The 14351-nt window shown below is 44.9% G+C and carries 11 protein-coding genes and 1 tRNA gene; 5 read left to right on the top strand and 7 right to left on the bottom strand.

All coding sequences use genetic code 11. The features are described 5' to 3' along the window. Positions 1-606: 606 nt before the first annotated feature. Positions 607-1791 (bottom strand): NnrS family protein, encoded by a 1185-nt coding sequence (locus L3V36_RS14180; protein WP_208775011.1) that lies wholly within the window; start codon positions 1789-1791, stop codon positions 607-609. A gap of 38 nt (positions 1792-1829) precedes the next feature. Then, the gene (locus L3V36_RS14185; RefSeq protein WP_004734067.1) at positions 1830-2273 is read right to left on the bottom strand and encodes an Rrf2 family transcriptional regulator; all 444 of its coding nucleotides are present in this window, start codon (positions 2271-2273) and stop codon (positions 1830-1832) included. 325 nt (positions 2274-2598) lie between these two features. On the opposite strand from L3V36_RS14185, the gene L3V36_RS14190 reads away from it, so the two are divergent. Then, a tRNA-Ser gene (locus L3V36_RS14190) sits at positions 2599-2689 on the top strand. Positions 2690-2754: 65 nt separating this feature from the next. Here L3V36_RS14190 and L3V36_RS14195 read toward each other — a convergent pair. Continuing rightward, positions 2755-3675 (bottom strand): histone deacetylase, encoded by a 921-nt coding sequence (locus L3V36_RS14195; protein ID WP_208775000.1) that lies wholly within the window; start codon positions 3673-3675, stop codon positions 2755-2757. 260 nt (positions 3676-3935) lie between these two features. On the opposite strand from L3V36_RS14195, the gene L3V36_RS14200 reads away from it, so the two are divergent. Then, a complete protein-coding gene (locus L3V36_RS14200; protein ID WP_102449318.1) occupies positions 3936-4622 on the top strand; it encodes an SDR family oxidoreductase in 687 nt (228 codons plus the stop codon). Positions 4623-4629: 7 nt separating this feature from the next. Beyond that, positions 4630-5631 (top strand): DUF3080 domain-containing protein, encoded by a 1002-nt coding sequence (locus L3V36_RS14205; RefSeq protein WP_208774999.1) that lies wholly within the window; start codon positions 4630-4632, stop codon positions 5629-5631. Between the two features lie 53 nt (positions 5632-5684). Here the strand turns inward: L3V36_RS14205 and L3V36_RS14210 are convergent, their stop codons facing one another. From L3V36_RS14210 to L3V36_RS14220, 3 genes are all read right to left on the bottom strand, one after another. Beyond that, positions 5685-7646, bottom strand: a complete 1962-nt coding sequence (locus L3V36_RS14210; protein WP_208774997.1) for a DNA topoisomerase III — start codon at positions 7644-7646, stop codon at positions 5685-5687. Positions 7647-7761: 115 nt separating this feature from the next. Continuing rightward, on the bottom strand, positions 7762-8310 hold the full coding sequence (locus tag L3V36_RS14215; RefSeq protein ID WP_004734087.1) for an NAD(P)H nitroreductase: 549 nt from the start codon (positions 8308-8310) through the stop codon (positions 7762-7764). Between the two features lie 245 nt (positions 8311-8555). Then, positions 8556-10565: an NADPH-dependent 2,4-dienoyl-CoA reductase gene (locus tag L3V36_RS14220; protein ID WP_208775009.1), complete on the bottom strand. Its 2010-nt coding sequence runs from the start codon at positions 10563-10565 to the stop codon at positions 8556-8558. A gap of 279 nt (positions 10566-10844) precedes the next feature. Here L3V36_RS14220 and sppA point away from each other — a divergent pair, with 279 nt between their 5' ends. After that, positions 10845-12695, top strand: coding sequence for a signal peptide peptidase SppA (gene sppA / locus L3V36_RS14225; protein ID WP_208774996.1), 1851 nt, complete (start codon positions 10845-10847; stop codon positions 12693-12695). Between the two features lie 118 nt (positions 12696-12813). Then, on the top strand, positions 12814-13830 hold the full coding sequence (gene ansA / locus L3V36_RS14230; RefSeq protein WP_017084059.1) for an asparaginase: 1017 nt from the start codon (positions 12814-12816) through the stop codon (positions 13828-13830). Between the two features lie 221 nt (positions 13831-14051). On the opposite strand, the gene L3V36_RS14235 is transcribed toward ansA, so the two are convergent. Beyond that, positions 14052-14333, bottom strand: a complete 282-nt coding sequence (locus L3V36_RS14235; protein ID WP_004734093.1) for a DUF1315 family protein — start codon at positions 14331-14333, stop codon at positions 14052-14054. Between the last annotated feature and the right edge of the window lie 18 nt (positions 14334-14351).

Genomic DNA, 14351 nt, shown 5'->3' on the forward strand with positions numbered 1-14351 from the left:
GCTAAGATAATTTATGATGATTGATTTTCTAGATGACGATATTCGCCTAAATATTGGAGATGGCAGATTTTGTTGTTTAATTCGGTGAGGAAGCAACAAAGCCCGTTGTCAGTTACGAGACGATATTGGTGTAAAAAGTATGGTTCAATTTATTGTAAGAAGCAGTTAAGCAATGAATGTCATCTAAGCGTTGATTCATGCACTCATATATTTCGAGAATTTATACGATGGCGAAAAATAGGTCATCATACAAGGTCACATCAGACACAATATACCTATTCCCAATCAAACATACTTTTGAACAATACAGGTAATCAAATAAAAAAATCCAGAGGCTTCATCTATGTCTCTGGATTTCTAAATTTGGCTTGAGCGCTACTTTAATTAAGCGTTTTCTTGCTTAGTTTCTTGCTGCTCTGCTTGCTTCTTTTGTTCAGCTTCTTTTGCTTTTTCTTCGTGGTTTGAACCACCACATCCGCCACAACAGCTCATAATCATTCTCTCTTTGATTGTATTTAAGTCATTCACTGCAGACATAATATTAAAGATGCATTTTAAATGCAACTTTAAAGTCGTCAATATTGAACATTCGCAATTTGTAGTAATTTAAGCTTTTGGTTTTATTAAAATTGGTAAGTACAACACAACGAAACAACTGTACGCGACAACCCACAAAGCACTGGATAAGGTGATGATAGAGACAATATTATGGGTAAAGTATCCACCAAACACTCGAACAATAAAGGCAAAAACAATGGCGATTAACGCCGCAGTCATTATTTTACCAATCGCAATAGCTCGACCTGTATGTCCAAGAGAGACACGTGAGATCATTGATAAGATCATCACTCCCATTCCACCAACGGTTAAGGCATGAATCGCTTGTGATTGCGTGACCAATGACGAAATGATTGAAACGCCATACAAGACCAATCCTAACGAAATGGCCCAGTAGCTTAAGTGTAAAGACCACACAAGAGGAGTCTTAAAAGCGACCCATATTTTCCACCTTACCGCCCTAACCGCATTTGCCAAGCCACTGACAATAAACACGAAAGCAACGAGACTTTGTGGAACTGGAAGTATCTGAGAGCTCAACACAACGGCGAAAATCGTGCTCACGATGCTCAGCTTTTCAAGCCATGGTAATGCAGGGGTTCGTGGTGTCTGTGTGCCATTAGCGGTAAACATAGGAAAAACTCGCCCACCCATAATGCACATGACTAGGGTCACCAACAGCACCATGCTTGTGCTAGCTTGTGAAATTAAGAGTGGCTGCTGAAATAAAACGCCATAGTGCATTGCGGCATTGGCAAAAGTCATTAGCAATAAAATGGGGACGAACAACAAGTTTCGCCAAAGCTTCACACTGACAATATTGTGAGCAAGATAAATTACAGCGATAGGTAAAAACAGTAAATCGAGTCCAGCTACCAGCCAAGGGCTTAGAACTTCAGGCAGGAACATGGCTATTCTTGCACACAACCAGATAGCCAGAAGTATCATTAACCCGCGTCCGTTAATGCTGCGGACACCCGTCCAATTTTGTACGGCCGTCAGTAAAAAACCAACCACGACAGTGGCTGCAAAGCCAAACAACATTTCATGAATATGCCACCACATTGCGCCACCATAAACATTTAAGGTTGCGCTGCCATTCCAAAACGCGGCCCACCCGACTAACGCTGCAATACTAAAAAGTGATGCAAACAAAAAAAATGGTCGAAACGCGAGTTCAAAAAATGCCGTCATTGAAACGCCATTGTTGGGGTTTTGATTTAAATCTTTCATCATCGTAAACCTAGTGAGTAAACAAAACTTGCTTACTTTTAAATAACTTCAACCGCCAAGAGTTGCCCTAGCTTGTAGCTGTGCCCTTCGCCAAGGAGATCTTGCAAGCTATAAGCATCTAAGCTTTTGTAAAAACACTCTTGAGCTTCAGCAAAGATAGTTTTCAATTGGCAATTTGGTGTAATGACACAGCTATTATCCTCGCCAAAACATTCAACCAAGTTACGTTTGTCTTCTAACTCTCGAACTAACGTACCTATGTTGATCTGACTTGGATGGCAACTGAGTTTCAAACCACCATTTTTTCCTCTTGTGGCGATCAGATGTCCTTTGAGGTTGAGTTGCTGAACGATCTTCATTAAGTGGTTTTTAGAAATACCATAGCTGTTAGCAATGTCGCCGATGGTGCTAAGAGATTGGTTGTTGATCGCTAAATAGATCAGCACTCGTAGGGAGTAATCAGTGTAACGTGTGATATGCATGGTGGGATATTTCACTCTATAAGATGCATTCATTATGAATCTTATAGGCAGCAAAGGCAAGTTAACCCTAATGAGGAATGGTGGCTACACACCAAAAGCTAAGGCTTCGGTCCTAATTACGTTCCTCACATCAGTTGTATTCTATCATTTCTCCATTTTCCTTCCTCAAACGATACCTAATCCCTTAAGTCGAAACGATCAGGAACATTTTTCGATGTATTTTCACTCTAACCATATAAAAATGCACAAACTTGTTCATAAAAAAAGCAGTCAGTTGATAAGGGTATTTACAAGCGAATCACACCCCTATATTATTCGCGCCATTGGAGGGATGGCTGAGTGGTCGAAAGCACCGGTCTTGAAAACCGGCAACCGTTAATAGCGGTTCTAGGGTTCAAATCCCTATCCCTCCACCACATTAAAGAAAGCCGCTGAGAAATCAGCGGCTTTTTTGTATCTGGAGATCACACAAGCTCACCGCTCAACTGCTAACAGCAAATACGGCCTTCAATAACTGCATGTGAATTGGAACCAGATCTTGGTGCTGAGTTCGGTACCCGCCACCGACTACGCATGCCATCGGAATAGACTCTGATTTCGCTAATTCAGTCATCAAACAGTCGCGTTCAAATATCCCTTTTGTCGAAACATTCAAGTAACCCAATTCATCGTCTTGATGGATATCGATCCCCGCATCATAAATAATCAGATCAGGTTGATGGTGAGCAATCGCTAACTTAGTGACTTGTTCAAAACAACGTAAGAACTCTTCATCCTCTGTTTCACGACTTAACGGCACATCTAAATCAGACAGCGGTTTTCGTGCAGGGAAGTTTTTGTCGCAGTGGAACGACAAAGTAATGATGTCGTCATTCTCTTGGCAAAGAGTCGCTGTGCCATCACCATGATGAACATCGCTGTCGACGATAAGCACTTTACCGATATGCTCAAAGGTCAGCGCGTGTTTTGCCGCTAACACCAAATCGTTCAACAAACAAAAGCCACTGCCAAAATCATGATGCGCATGATGATAACCACCACTCAAATGAATCGCTAAACCACTCTCTATTGCCATTTCAGCGGCCAAGCAGGTTCCACCACTTGAGTAGAGTGTTCTTTCGATAAGTTGTTCGCTCCACGGGAAACCGATGCGTCTCATCTTTGCTGCAGGCAAATTACCAGACACAAGCAAATCGACATATTCGCTATCGTGTACTTGTTTTACTTGCTCAACTGAAACTGGCGTTGGCTGGAACATTTCGAATGCATTACCCCATTGTGGATCGCTACCCATTAACGCTTCAACAGCACTGTGTAACAACTGATATTTGTTAATCGGGTAACGGTGACCTTCTGGTAAAGGTAACTGCGAATAGATTGGGTGGTAAATTAAAGGAATCATAATCAGGTTAATTGCGTATCTTTCTCAAAATCATAACAGTCTCAGCCTAGGCGACAACCTTAATTGATGATAATAATTATCATTATCTTAGCTTTAAAAAGAGACAGCAATGAAAAACCTAATACTCATCTTTGGGGTGATCTGCGGCTCAGTAGCAGCAGTAATGATTTTTATAGGAATGCTAATGGCCAGTTGGTGGAGCGTTGATTTTCTCGTGTTAAGCCATCAAACTTAACTAATTGAACTAAAAAGGAATCACCATGAGCGTTATTTTCATTACTGGAGCAAATCGCGGGATTGGCTTAAGCCTGACTCAACAATACTTGGAAGGTAGCCATAAGGTGTACGCGACTTATCGTGATGCCAATTCAGCAAAAGAACTGCTCTCTCTCGCAGACCACAATAGCAACCTGACCTGCATTCAATTAGAGATAACCGATTACCAAGCGGTGAGCCACCTCACTTCGCAAATAGAGTCGATTGATATCTTGATCAACAACGCTGGCTACTATGGTCCTAAAGGTTATGGTCTGGGTAATACCGATGTCGAAGAGTGGCGCCGTGTATTCGAAGTCAACACCATTGCGCCATTAAAGCTTGTCGAGACTCTATTACCTCTTATAGAAAGTAGTGACGTCAAAAAGATCGCCTGCCTGTCTTCCAGAGTCGGTAGCATGTCAGAGAACACCTCAGGAGGCGGCTACATCTATCGCTCCTCCAAAGCCGCTCTAAACTCCGTTGTGAAGAGCTTAAGTAACGACTTAACCGATAACGGCGTTACGGTGTTAGCACTGCATCCAGGTTGGGTACAGACTGAAATGGGCGGCCCTAATGCTCTGATCGACACCGACACCTCAGCTTCTGGGCTTATAAAAGTCATCGAGTCCGCGAATACTGAAGTAAGTGGTCACTTCTTCAATTTCGATGGCAGCAAAATAGACTGGTAACCCGCAGATGAATGATGGCCCTCTCTCAAACCTAGTTAAGCACTCAACACTGTTTTGTCTGACGGTGATGCTAACCGGCTGTTTCAGTGATGGCCCCGGAGACTTATTCGACGACTACCAAACAAAGATAGCCAGAGTACAAGATGCTGACGAGATAAAAGAGGAACGGGAATTTGAAAGCCTACCGAGAAAACGAGAACTGCTGCTTGACGTGCCCTCGCTTTCTATCGGTTTAATCGACAGTTACCAGCTTCGTCAGTGTGGATTGTTCAATCTGATTGCAGAAAGAAATTCGGTTCTTGGGAAAGTCGCGGATGAGTTTCGTAATTACGATTATCAAGTCGCCCTACTTGCAGGTGTCGGGAGATGCTTATCCGGTAGCGAATTAGACCCTGAGGTCGTAGAACTACTCAGAGAAATCGAGCAGCAGAAGCTCGCACAGTTTCCGCGGCACCAGTGGAATCTAATCTATGCCAGCGATGCGATGCAGTCACAAATGCGTGGTAGTCAGTGGTTACACGCTGATATCGGCGATCAAGTACGACAAACCAGTGATGCCTTAGAACATATCAATCAAGCGTTAAACGTTCCGCTCGTTTCGGGAAAGACTACTGAGGTTCAAGAAGTATTAGAAAAGAGCTCTACGCTCGGGGATTTATACTACTCGCTCACGCGAGCTTCAGCCGAACTTGATACCATCACCAAACAGCTGACAACTTTTGATGACAATATCATCTGTGGTAAACAACGAGATACGACTAAGTTTCGCTATATCAACAATGTGTTCGAGCAGCAATATATAGGCAAAGTTCAGCCGTACATGGCGCAATTAGATGGCTACTATCAGCAGTTAGCCCCGCAACTTGGTATGTTTGACGCGCAGCCTGACTTGCACAGTTATTACTTTCCCATCAAAGATGCGCATCACGCCTTTCGATCATCAACTCGTCGCCATGTAGACTATTGGCAGCAGCTGTTTAAACGTTGTGGGCGCAAGGTCGGTCGTTAATATTGATTCCCAATATCAATAATGGGTGTTGTTAGCTTTCAGTTTCTAACTGATTAACTTTTAGCGCCTTTCTTCGCGTAAGTCTTCTTCCTTGTCCCACCGCCTTTACGGCGCTTGAATGCTGGTCTTTCAACTTTAGGAAGATGACGCAGGGATTCAGGGACTTCACCTGTTTTTACCTTACCCATTAAGCCATCGATCTTACTTTCTAGCGCTTGCATGAAGGGTTGATACGCTTGGTTTCGCTCAGCCATACCTTGCAACTGATGCTCCCAGTGAGCTGTCATGTCGGGAAAGGTCGAGTCTTCAGGTAAAGCATTAATCAAACCTCTACCTGCAGGGCTACTATGGATGCTTTTACCTTGTCGCGTTAACAGTTGTCTCTTGAACAAAGTATCTAGAATACCCGCTCGGGTTGCTTCCGTTCCAAGGCCATCGGTCTCTTTCAAAATGGCTTTAAGGTCTTTATTTGCAACAAAGCGCGCGATACCTGTCATCGCTTGTAGCAAGGTCGCTTCCGTGAAGTGCTTTGGTGGTTCGGTTTTCTTATCACCAATCACGCCTTCACGACACGTCAACACGGTTCCTTTATCCAATGGAGGAACCGTATCCGTACCATCACCTTTTTCTTCAGTGTCCGTTTTCCCCATCAACACTTTCCAGCCCGGGTGGATAAGCTGACGTCCTTTAGCTATGAACACGCCACCAGCGATATCAAAAACCAGCTTAGCATCGGCAAAAACCGCAGGTGGATAGAATTGCATTAGATACTGTCGAGCGATTTGCTGATAGATTTTCATCTCGTTGGCAGACAGGCCGTTCACCGATGACTTTTTCGGAGTAGGAATTATCGCGTGGTGAGCATCGACCTTGCTGTCGTTCCATGCTTTGGATTTAAGAGAAAGATCCGCACCTTGAGCACCACTTTGCAGCTCTTTCGCATTGTTAGCGATAGCATCCACGACCGACTCTCTTTGTGAGTAGTGATCTTTAGGTAGATAGCGGCTGTCAGAACGCGGGTAAGTGATGAGTTTGTGTTTCTCGTACAACGACTGACAAGTGTCGAGTACCTGTTGAGCACTCATTCCAAAACGCTTGGACGCATCAATCTGCAGAGCTGACAGCGAATAAGGGAGCGGTGCCGCTTGTTTGCTTTGCTTTTGCTCTGATTCTGTCACCGTTGCAGGTTGATTCGCAATTCGGTTAGCCACGTTCTCAACCAGCTTTCGATTGAGCACGCGGCCTTCTTCATCTTGCCAAGGTTTACATGCTTCGCTTGGTTTCCAACGCGCTCGAATATCAAAGCTCTGGCCGTTGTTTTGATAAGGGATCAAAGCGTGCAGAGTGAAGTAATCTTTAGGAATGAAATTCTCGATTTCTTCATCACGTCTTACAACCAAACCAAGTACTGGTGTTTGCACTCGCCCTACCGACAACACGCCTTGGTAACCCGCCTTTTGACCAAGCAAGGTATACGCGCGAGTCATGTTCATGCCATACAGCCAATCGGCTCTAGAGCGTGCTAAAGCAGAAATAGACAGTGGAATAAAGTCGCGGTTGCTGCGCATTTGAGAGAGCGCACGCTTCACCGCTGGTAAGTTCAAATCGCTGATCAGCAGCCTGTCCATCGACTCTTTCTTGGCCTTGGATACCTTGCAGTAGTCGATCACTTCATCGACTAACAGCTGCCCTTCTCTATCCGGGTCACCCGCATGGACAATTTGGGTCGCGTCCTTCAATAGCTTTCGGATCACCGTAAGCTGTTTACTTGACGTCTTACGCGGTCTTAACTGCCATTGCTCTGGCACAATAGGGAGATCGGCTAGGTTCCACTTCTTATAACGGTCGTCATAGGCGTCCGGCTCAACTTGCTCCAATAAGTGTCCAATACACCAAGTCACCACATCCCCATTGCCACATTTGATAAACCCTTGGTCTTTCTTCTGTGGATTCGGTAGTGCGGCGGCAATGGCGCGGCCTAGGCTTGGTTTTTCAGCAATGATAAGACGAGACATGTTTTTCCAGATGCTACAAACAATTAGGGCCACATTATCTAATGTGGCCCCTAGAAATCAAGGAAAACTGGTTGTTTATACAGTTAGCATTCCACTATTCAAGCTTCAGCTTTCTTTACAAGAACTCGACGAACTTTGAGAAGTCACGTTCTGGCGCTTTCATTGGCGTACAGCCCGGAGTACCCAAATATAGGAAACCAACGATTTCATCGTCGCCTTCTAGGCCGAAAGCTTGGTGAACTTCCGGGTGGAACATCCACTTACCTGAGCGCCAAAAACCTTGGAAACCTTGAGCGACGGCAGCCATTTGCATGGCTTGTGCAGCGCAACCCGCAGATAGGTGTTGTTCGAACGCGGGCACTTTTTCGTGCTCAGTTACCTTTGCGATGATAGTGATAACCATTGGTGCTCGAAACGGCGCTTTTTTAACTTTCTCAATGACCGCTTCTTCGCTCTCGTCAGCTTGTGCCGCACGAACCAAAATATCAGAGAGCTTCTGTAACCCTGAGCCTTGTGCGATAACAAAGCGCCATGGTGTCAATGCGCCGTGGTCTGGAGCACGTAAGCCCGCTTTAATGATATTTTCTAACGCCACACCTTCAGGTGCCGGATCAGAGAGTTTTGCGATTGAGCGTCTGTTGAGCAATAGATCCAAAGCATCCATTTGAAGTCCTTACTAATTTTTATTGTTTGTATAGTTGAACTGTAGCACAGAATACAAACGATAATAAATCTCAACGGCTGTCCAATTGACACAATAGTTCAAACAATACTGAAAACAATAAAGGCTCCTAAATCTATGACTTAGGAGCCTTATTTATCTGTCTAGTCCAAGCTTAGTTACCCGTCTAGTTCAGCTTATTGAACTTTCTGATTCAAACTTATCAAACGAGAACATTCTGTTTGTTGTTAGAGCTTAATCGCCAGCTCAACACCTTGTCGAATCGCACGCACGGCATCCAGTTCACCCGCGTAATCGGCACCGCCTATCACGTGCAGTTTGCCACCAAACTCTTGCCACATGTCTTCGAATGGACGAACTGAAACTTGACCCGCACACACGATAACGGAATCGGCATCGAGTACCTGATCTTTCTTACCAATGCTGATGTGCAGACCTTGGTCGTCAATCTTGTTGTAGCTCACGCCACCAAGTAAGTTCACACCACGTTTTTCTAATGTGCGTTTATGAATCCAACCTGTAGTCTTACCCGGACCTTTACCGACACGACCCGCTTTACGCTGCATCACCCAAACCGTTTTGTCACTGAACGAATCAGGGTAAGGATAAAGTCCACCAGGGTGTTCCATATTCTTATCAATGCCCCACTCATGCAGCCAGTCATCCAAGCTGTGAGAAGTCGGCTCTGTCAGCATAGTTGCCACATCAATACCGATACCACCGGCACCAACAATCGCGACTTTTTCGCCTACTGGTGTCTTTTCACGAATCAAGGTTTGATAATCGATTACGTTTTCTTGGTCAATCCCTTCAATATCAAGCTTTCTTGGCTCAACACCGGCAGCCATCACGACTTCATCGTACTTCAACAACATCTCAAACGTCGCTTCAGTATCCAGTTTTAAGTTCACGCCTGATGCGTCGATTTGATTAGCAAAGTAACGAATCGTTTCTCTGAACTCTTCTTTACCCGGAATCTGCATTGCCAATCTAAATTGTCCGCCGATACGGTCATTTTTCTCTATCAGATCAACCTTATGCCCACGCTGTGCCAACGTTGTTGCACAAGCTAAACCTGCTGGCCCAGCACCGACGACGGCAATGGTTTTGGTTGCTTGAGCTGGTTGCACAACAATTTCAGTTTCGTAACAAGCGCGAGGGTTCACCAAGCAGCTCGCTCGTTTGCCTTTGAATACGTTATCAAGACACGCTTGGTTACAACCGATACAGGTGTTAATGAACTGAGCTTGGTCTTGAGCGGCTTTATTAACGAAATCAGGGTCAGCCAAGAATGGACGAGCCATTGATACCATGTCGGCCTGTCCTGAACTGAGGATACGTTCGGCCTCTTCTGGCGTGTTGATTCGGTTACATGTCACCACTGGGATCGACACATATGGTTTTACTTTTTCCGTCACCCAAGAGAATGCCCCTCTTGGAACTTGTGTCGCGATAGTCGGAACACGAGCTTCATGCCAACCAATGCCGGTATTAATAATGGTCACGCCCGCTTCTTCTAGCTTCTGAGCTAGAAGTACAACATCTTCGAACGTACTGCCTTGCTCAACCAAATCCAGCATCGATAAGCGGAAAATAATGATGAAATCTTTACCCACCGCTTCGCGAATCGATTTAACGATCTCTAATGGGAAACGCATGCGCTTCTCATAAGAACCGCCCCATTCGTCATAACGCATGTTGGTACGCTTACAGATAAATTGGTTAATCAAGTAGCCTTCAGAGCCCATGATCTCAATGCCGTCATAGCCAGCAACCTGAGCTAGCTCTGCACTGTTGGCAAAAGCACCGATGGTCTTTTTAATTTGACGAGGGCTCATCTCACTCGGTGCAAACTTAGCGATTGGCGCTTTGATGCCCGAAGCACTTTGCGCGAATGGGTGCATTGCATAGCGGCCAGCATGTAGCAACTGAAGGGCAATTTTACCGCCATGCTTATGCACGGCCTCGGTAACAACTTGGTGAGCTTTTGCGTGCTTAACTTTACTGAACTCAGCACTAAATGGGGTCAATCTGCCACGTAAATTAGGAGAGAAACCACCGGTAACAATAAGGCCAACGCCTCCTTTTGCTCGCTCTTCATAAAACGCGGCAAGCTTGTGGAGGCCTTCTTTATTTTCTTCTAAACCCGTGTGCATTGATCCCATCAATACACGGTTACGTAACTGAGTAAATCCAAGATCGAGTGGTTCGAGTAAATGTGGGTACATGGCAGACATCACTTCTATTATTATATCCTTGTGGTCTGACCACAATATAACTCAATCACCAAAAGTTCAAACAACCGTTTACATTTTTGTAACACCGATCATAATGCTGAAGGTATTAATCGTTCAGAAACCCTTAATTTGTCTACACTTAATGAGAATATATATCGATTAACAATTCTTGGTGTAGTTTGAGCTAGGGAATTATCGTAGGATACTAAGCAGTTCATATTATTGAGATTAATAGTACTGTTGCTTGTTAAAGCCACGTGATCTCACTGCGGAGACATAATGAAAAAGATATTCAAATTTATAGGTATGATCTTTAAAGGGATTTGGAAGCTCATCACGTTTGTGCGTCTTGCGCTCGTTAACCTCTTCTTTTTACTCAGTATCGCCATCATCTACTTTGTATACTTCCACTCAGACACAGCTCAGCCCACTGTTCCACAGGAATCGGCTTTAGTACTTAACTTGTCTGGTCCTATCGTGGAGCAAAGTCGCTATATCAACCCGATGGATTCGGTCACAGGTTCACTGCTTGGCAAAGACCTTCCGAAAGAGAACGTCCTGTTTGATATTGTTGAAACGATTCGCTACGCCAAAGACGATGACAACGTTACTGGTATCGTTTTAGCACTCAAAGAACTGCCAGAAACCAATCTGACCAAGCTTCGCTACATTGCTAAAGCACTCAACGAGTTCAAAGCAACAGGCAAACCAATTTATGCGGTGGGTGACTTTTACAACCAAAGCCAATACTACCTAGCCAGCTACGCAACTAAAGTCTTCCTATCACCAGATGGTGGGGTTCTTCTTAAAGGTTACAGCGCCTATTCGCTTTACTACAAAACGTTATTAGAGAAGCTAGACGTCAACACGCACGTGTTCCGTGTTGGTACCTATAAGTCAGCTATCGAGCCTTTCATTCGTGACGACATGTCAGATGCAGCGAAAGAATCTGCTTCTCGTTGGTTAGGTCAACTGTGGGGCGCATACGTTGATGACGTAAGCAACAACCGTCAGATCGACGCGAAAACGCTGAATCCAAGCATGGACTCTTTCTTAAAAGACCTTGAGTCGGTTGATGGCGATATCGCAAAACTGGCAGAGAAGCTTGGTTTAGTTGACGAACTGGCGACTCGCCAGCAAGTACGACTAGAGCTTGCTGACGTCTTCGGCAGTGATGGTCAAGACAGCTATAACGCGTTTGGGTACTACGAGTACCGTACAACCATGCTTCCCGACCTAACCAGTGAATCGCACGATGTTGCTGTGATTGTTGCTAGCGGCGCAATTATGGATGGTAAGCAGCCACGTGGCACCGTTGGTGGTGACACCACAGCAGCACTACTTCGCCAAGCGCGCAACGACGACAAAGTAAAAGCCGTTGTACTTCGTGTAGACAGCCCAGGTGGTAGCGCATTTGCTTCAGAAGTGATTCGCAATGAAATAGAAGCGATCAAGCAAGCGGGCAAGCCGGTTGTTGTCTCTATGTCTAGCCTTGCCGCTTCGGGTGGTTACTGGATCTCGATGGGTGCGGACAAGATCTTGGCTCAACCAACGACCTTAACTGGTTCGATTGGTATCTTTAGTGTTATCACAACTTTCGAAAAAGGGTTGAACGATATTGGTGTTTACACTGATGGCGTTGGTACGTCGCCTTTCTCTGGTCTTGGTATTACGACTGGGCTTAGCGACGGCGCGAAAGATGCGTTCCAAATGGGCATTGAAAACGGTTACCGCCGATTCATCAGCCTAGTTGGAGAGAATCGCGGCATGGAAGTCGATGCTGTCGACCAGATCGCTCAAGGCCGAGTATGGACTGGCCAAGATGCAATCCAGAAAGGTCTAGTCGATGAAATTGGTGATTTTGATGATGCGATTGCGGCAGCGGCTTCACTTGCAGAGCTTGAAACCTACAACATCTACTGGGTAGAAGAACCACTTTCAACGACTGAACAATTTATTCAAGAGTTTATGAATCAAGTTCAGATGTCGATAGGCTTTGATATCGAATCAATGATTCCAAGCAGTTTACAACCTGTTACTCAGCAGTTAGCTCAAGATAGCCAGCTGTTAGGCAACTTTAACGACCCACAAGGCCGATACGCTTTTTGCTTAAACTGCCAAGTTCAATAAGATAAGCTCAACGCTTTGTTACCAAGAGGCGCCTCTGTGTGAGGCGCCTCTTTTTATTGCATGATAATTCGCTATAATCGCCCCCCTGTTCCCTATATCACACTAAGTATTAAACGCCATGGAAAGAAAACACATCTATATCGCGTATACCGGCGGCACAATTGGCATGCAGAAGTCTTTGGACCACGGCTATGTCCCAGTCGCAGGTTTTATGGATAAGCAGCTAGCTGGCATGCCTGAATTCCATCGCCCAGAAATGCCTGAGTACACCATTCATGAATACTCTCCATTAATGGACTCTTCAGATATGACGCCACTTGATTGGCAGACTATCGCTGATGATATTCGCGCGAACTACGATAAGTACGATGGTTTCGTTATCCTACACGGTACAGACACGATGGCTTACACCGCCTCTGCTCTGTCTTTCATGCTGGAAAACCTCGGCAAACCTGTGATTGTTACGGGCTCTCAGATCCCATTGGCAGAGTTACGTTCAGACGGACAAGCAAACCTGCTGAATGCTCTGCACATTGCAGCGAACTACCCGATCAACGAAGTGACACTGTTCTTCAACAACAAGTTGATGCGCGGTAACCGCAGCACAAAATCACACGCAGATGGCTTCAATGCGTTTACCTCTCCAAACCTAACCCCATTGCTAGAAGCGGGTATCAATATCCAGATCAGCAATAACGTTAAGGTAAACGAGCAACCTGAAGGTGCTTTCAAGGTTCATAACATTACTCCGCAACCCATCGGCGTAATCACTATGTACCCAGGTATCTCACATGAGGTGATTCGCAACACGCTACTACAGCCTGTTAACGCAATGATTTTGCTTACTTTTGGTGTTGGTAACGCACCACAAAATCAAGAGCTACTTCAGCACTTAAAAGATGCATCAGAACGAGGTGTGATTGTAGTGAACCTAACTCAGTGTTTGGCCGGTAAAGTCAATATGGGTGGCTACGCGACGGGTTGTGCACTAGCAGAATCTGGAGTTATCAGTGGTTACGATATGACACCAGAAGCGGCACTGGCGAAGTTACATTACCTGTTGAGCCAAAACTTAAGCTACGAACAAGTGAAGGATCAAATGCAACAAGTGTTGCGCGGTGAGATGAGTTTATAAGCTTGTTCAGCTATAGGTTTAGAGGTTTAGAGCTATAGGTTCAGAGGTTTAGGTTTAGGTTTAGGTTTAGCTATAGGTTTAACCAAAACCTTCGCATTAACCCAGTCGTTTCATGGGTATCGCAGGCGTTTAACGTGAACTAAATCGTTTTATTGCTTATAAATAAACGGCTTAACAGCTAAAGGGGTGGCACAGTGCCGCCCCTTTGTTGTAATTTAAGCCTAATGATTCGGGTTAACCCTAACAATATCTTCTTGGTCTGACTTAAATTGCTTCTTAAGCTCAGACTTAGATTTAAAGCTAATATCACCACCAGCTGCAATTGTCATATGTTGAGCTTCGGAGTTATGTTTAGATTGATATAACATAACTGCTTGCATACAAGAGTCGCGCTGTTCTTTAGAGAGCGCCGTACCTTCTGGCCATTTACCCGTCTCAACGGCGTAAGTTAAACGTTCGTAGACCTCGGGTGTCATTGCGCTAAGAAGTTGTTCTGCATCCATGATAAAGCCTTAGTTTTA

Source organism: Vibrio sp. G-C-1 (assembly GCF_021728015.1).
In the GTDB taxonomy this organism is placed as follows: Bacteria; Pseudomonadota; Gammaproteobacteria; order Enterobacterales; family Vibrionaceae; genus Vibrio; species Vibrio splendidus.

Excerpts from the sequence above, each read along its gene's own strand:
- L3V36_RS14180 (WP_208775011.1), bottom strand. The coding sequence starts at position 1,791 with ATGAAAGATTTAAATCAAAACCCCAACAATGGCGTTTCAATGACGGCA.
- L3V36_RS14185 (WP_004734067.1), bottom strand. The coding sequence starts at position 2,273 with ATGCATATCACACGTTACACTGATTACTCCCTACGAGTGCTGATCTAT.
- L3V36_RS14195 (WP_208775000.1), bottom strand. The coding sequence starts at position 3,675 with ATGATTCCTTTAATTTACCACCCAATCTATTCGCAGTTACCTTTACCA.
- L3V36_RS14200 (WP_102449318.1), top strand. The coding sequence starts at position 3,936 with ATGAGCGTTATTTTCATTACTGGAGCAAATCGCGGGATTGGCTTAAGC.
- L3V36_RS14205 (WP_208774999.1), top strand. The coding sequence starts at position 4,630 with ATGAATGATGGCCCTCTCTCAAACCTAGTTAAGCACTCAACACTGTTT.
- L3V36_RS14210 (WP_208774997.1), bottom strand. The coding sequence starts at position 7,646 with ATGTCTCGTCTTATCATTGCTGAAAAACCAAGCCTAGGCCGCGCCATT.
- L3V36_RS14215 (WP_004734087.1), bottom strand. The coding sequence starts at position 8,310 with ATGGATGCTTTGGATCTATTGCTCAACAGACGCTCAATCGCAAAACTC.
- L3V36_RS14220 (WP_208775009.1), bottom strand. The coding sequence starts at position 10,565 with ATGTCTGCCATGTACCCACATTTACTCGAACCACTCGATCTTGGATTT.
- sppA (WP_208774996.1), top strand. The coding sequence starts at position 10,845 with ATGAAAAAGATATTCAAATTTATAGGTATGATCTTTAAAGGGATTTGG.
- ansA (WP_017084059.1), top strand. The coding sequence starts at position 12,814 with ATGGAAAGAAAACACATCTATATCGCGTATACCGGCGGCACAATTGGC.
- L3V36_RS14235 (WP_004734093.1), bottom strand. The coding sequence starts at position 14,333 with ATGGATGCAGAACAACTTCTTAGCGCAATGACACCCGAGGTCTACGAA.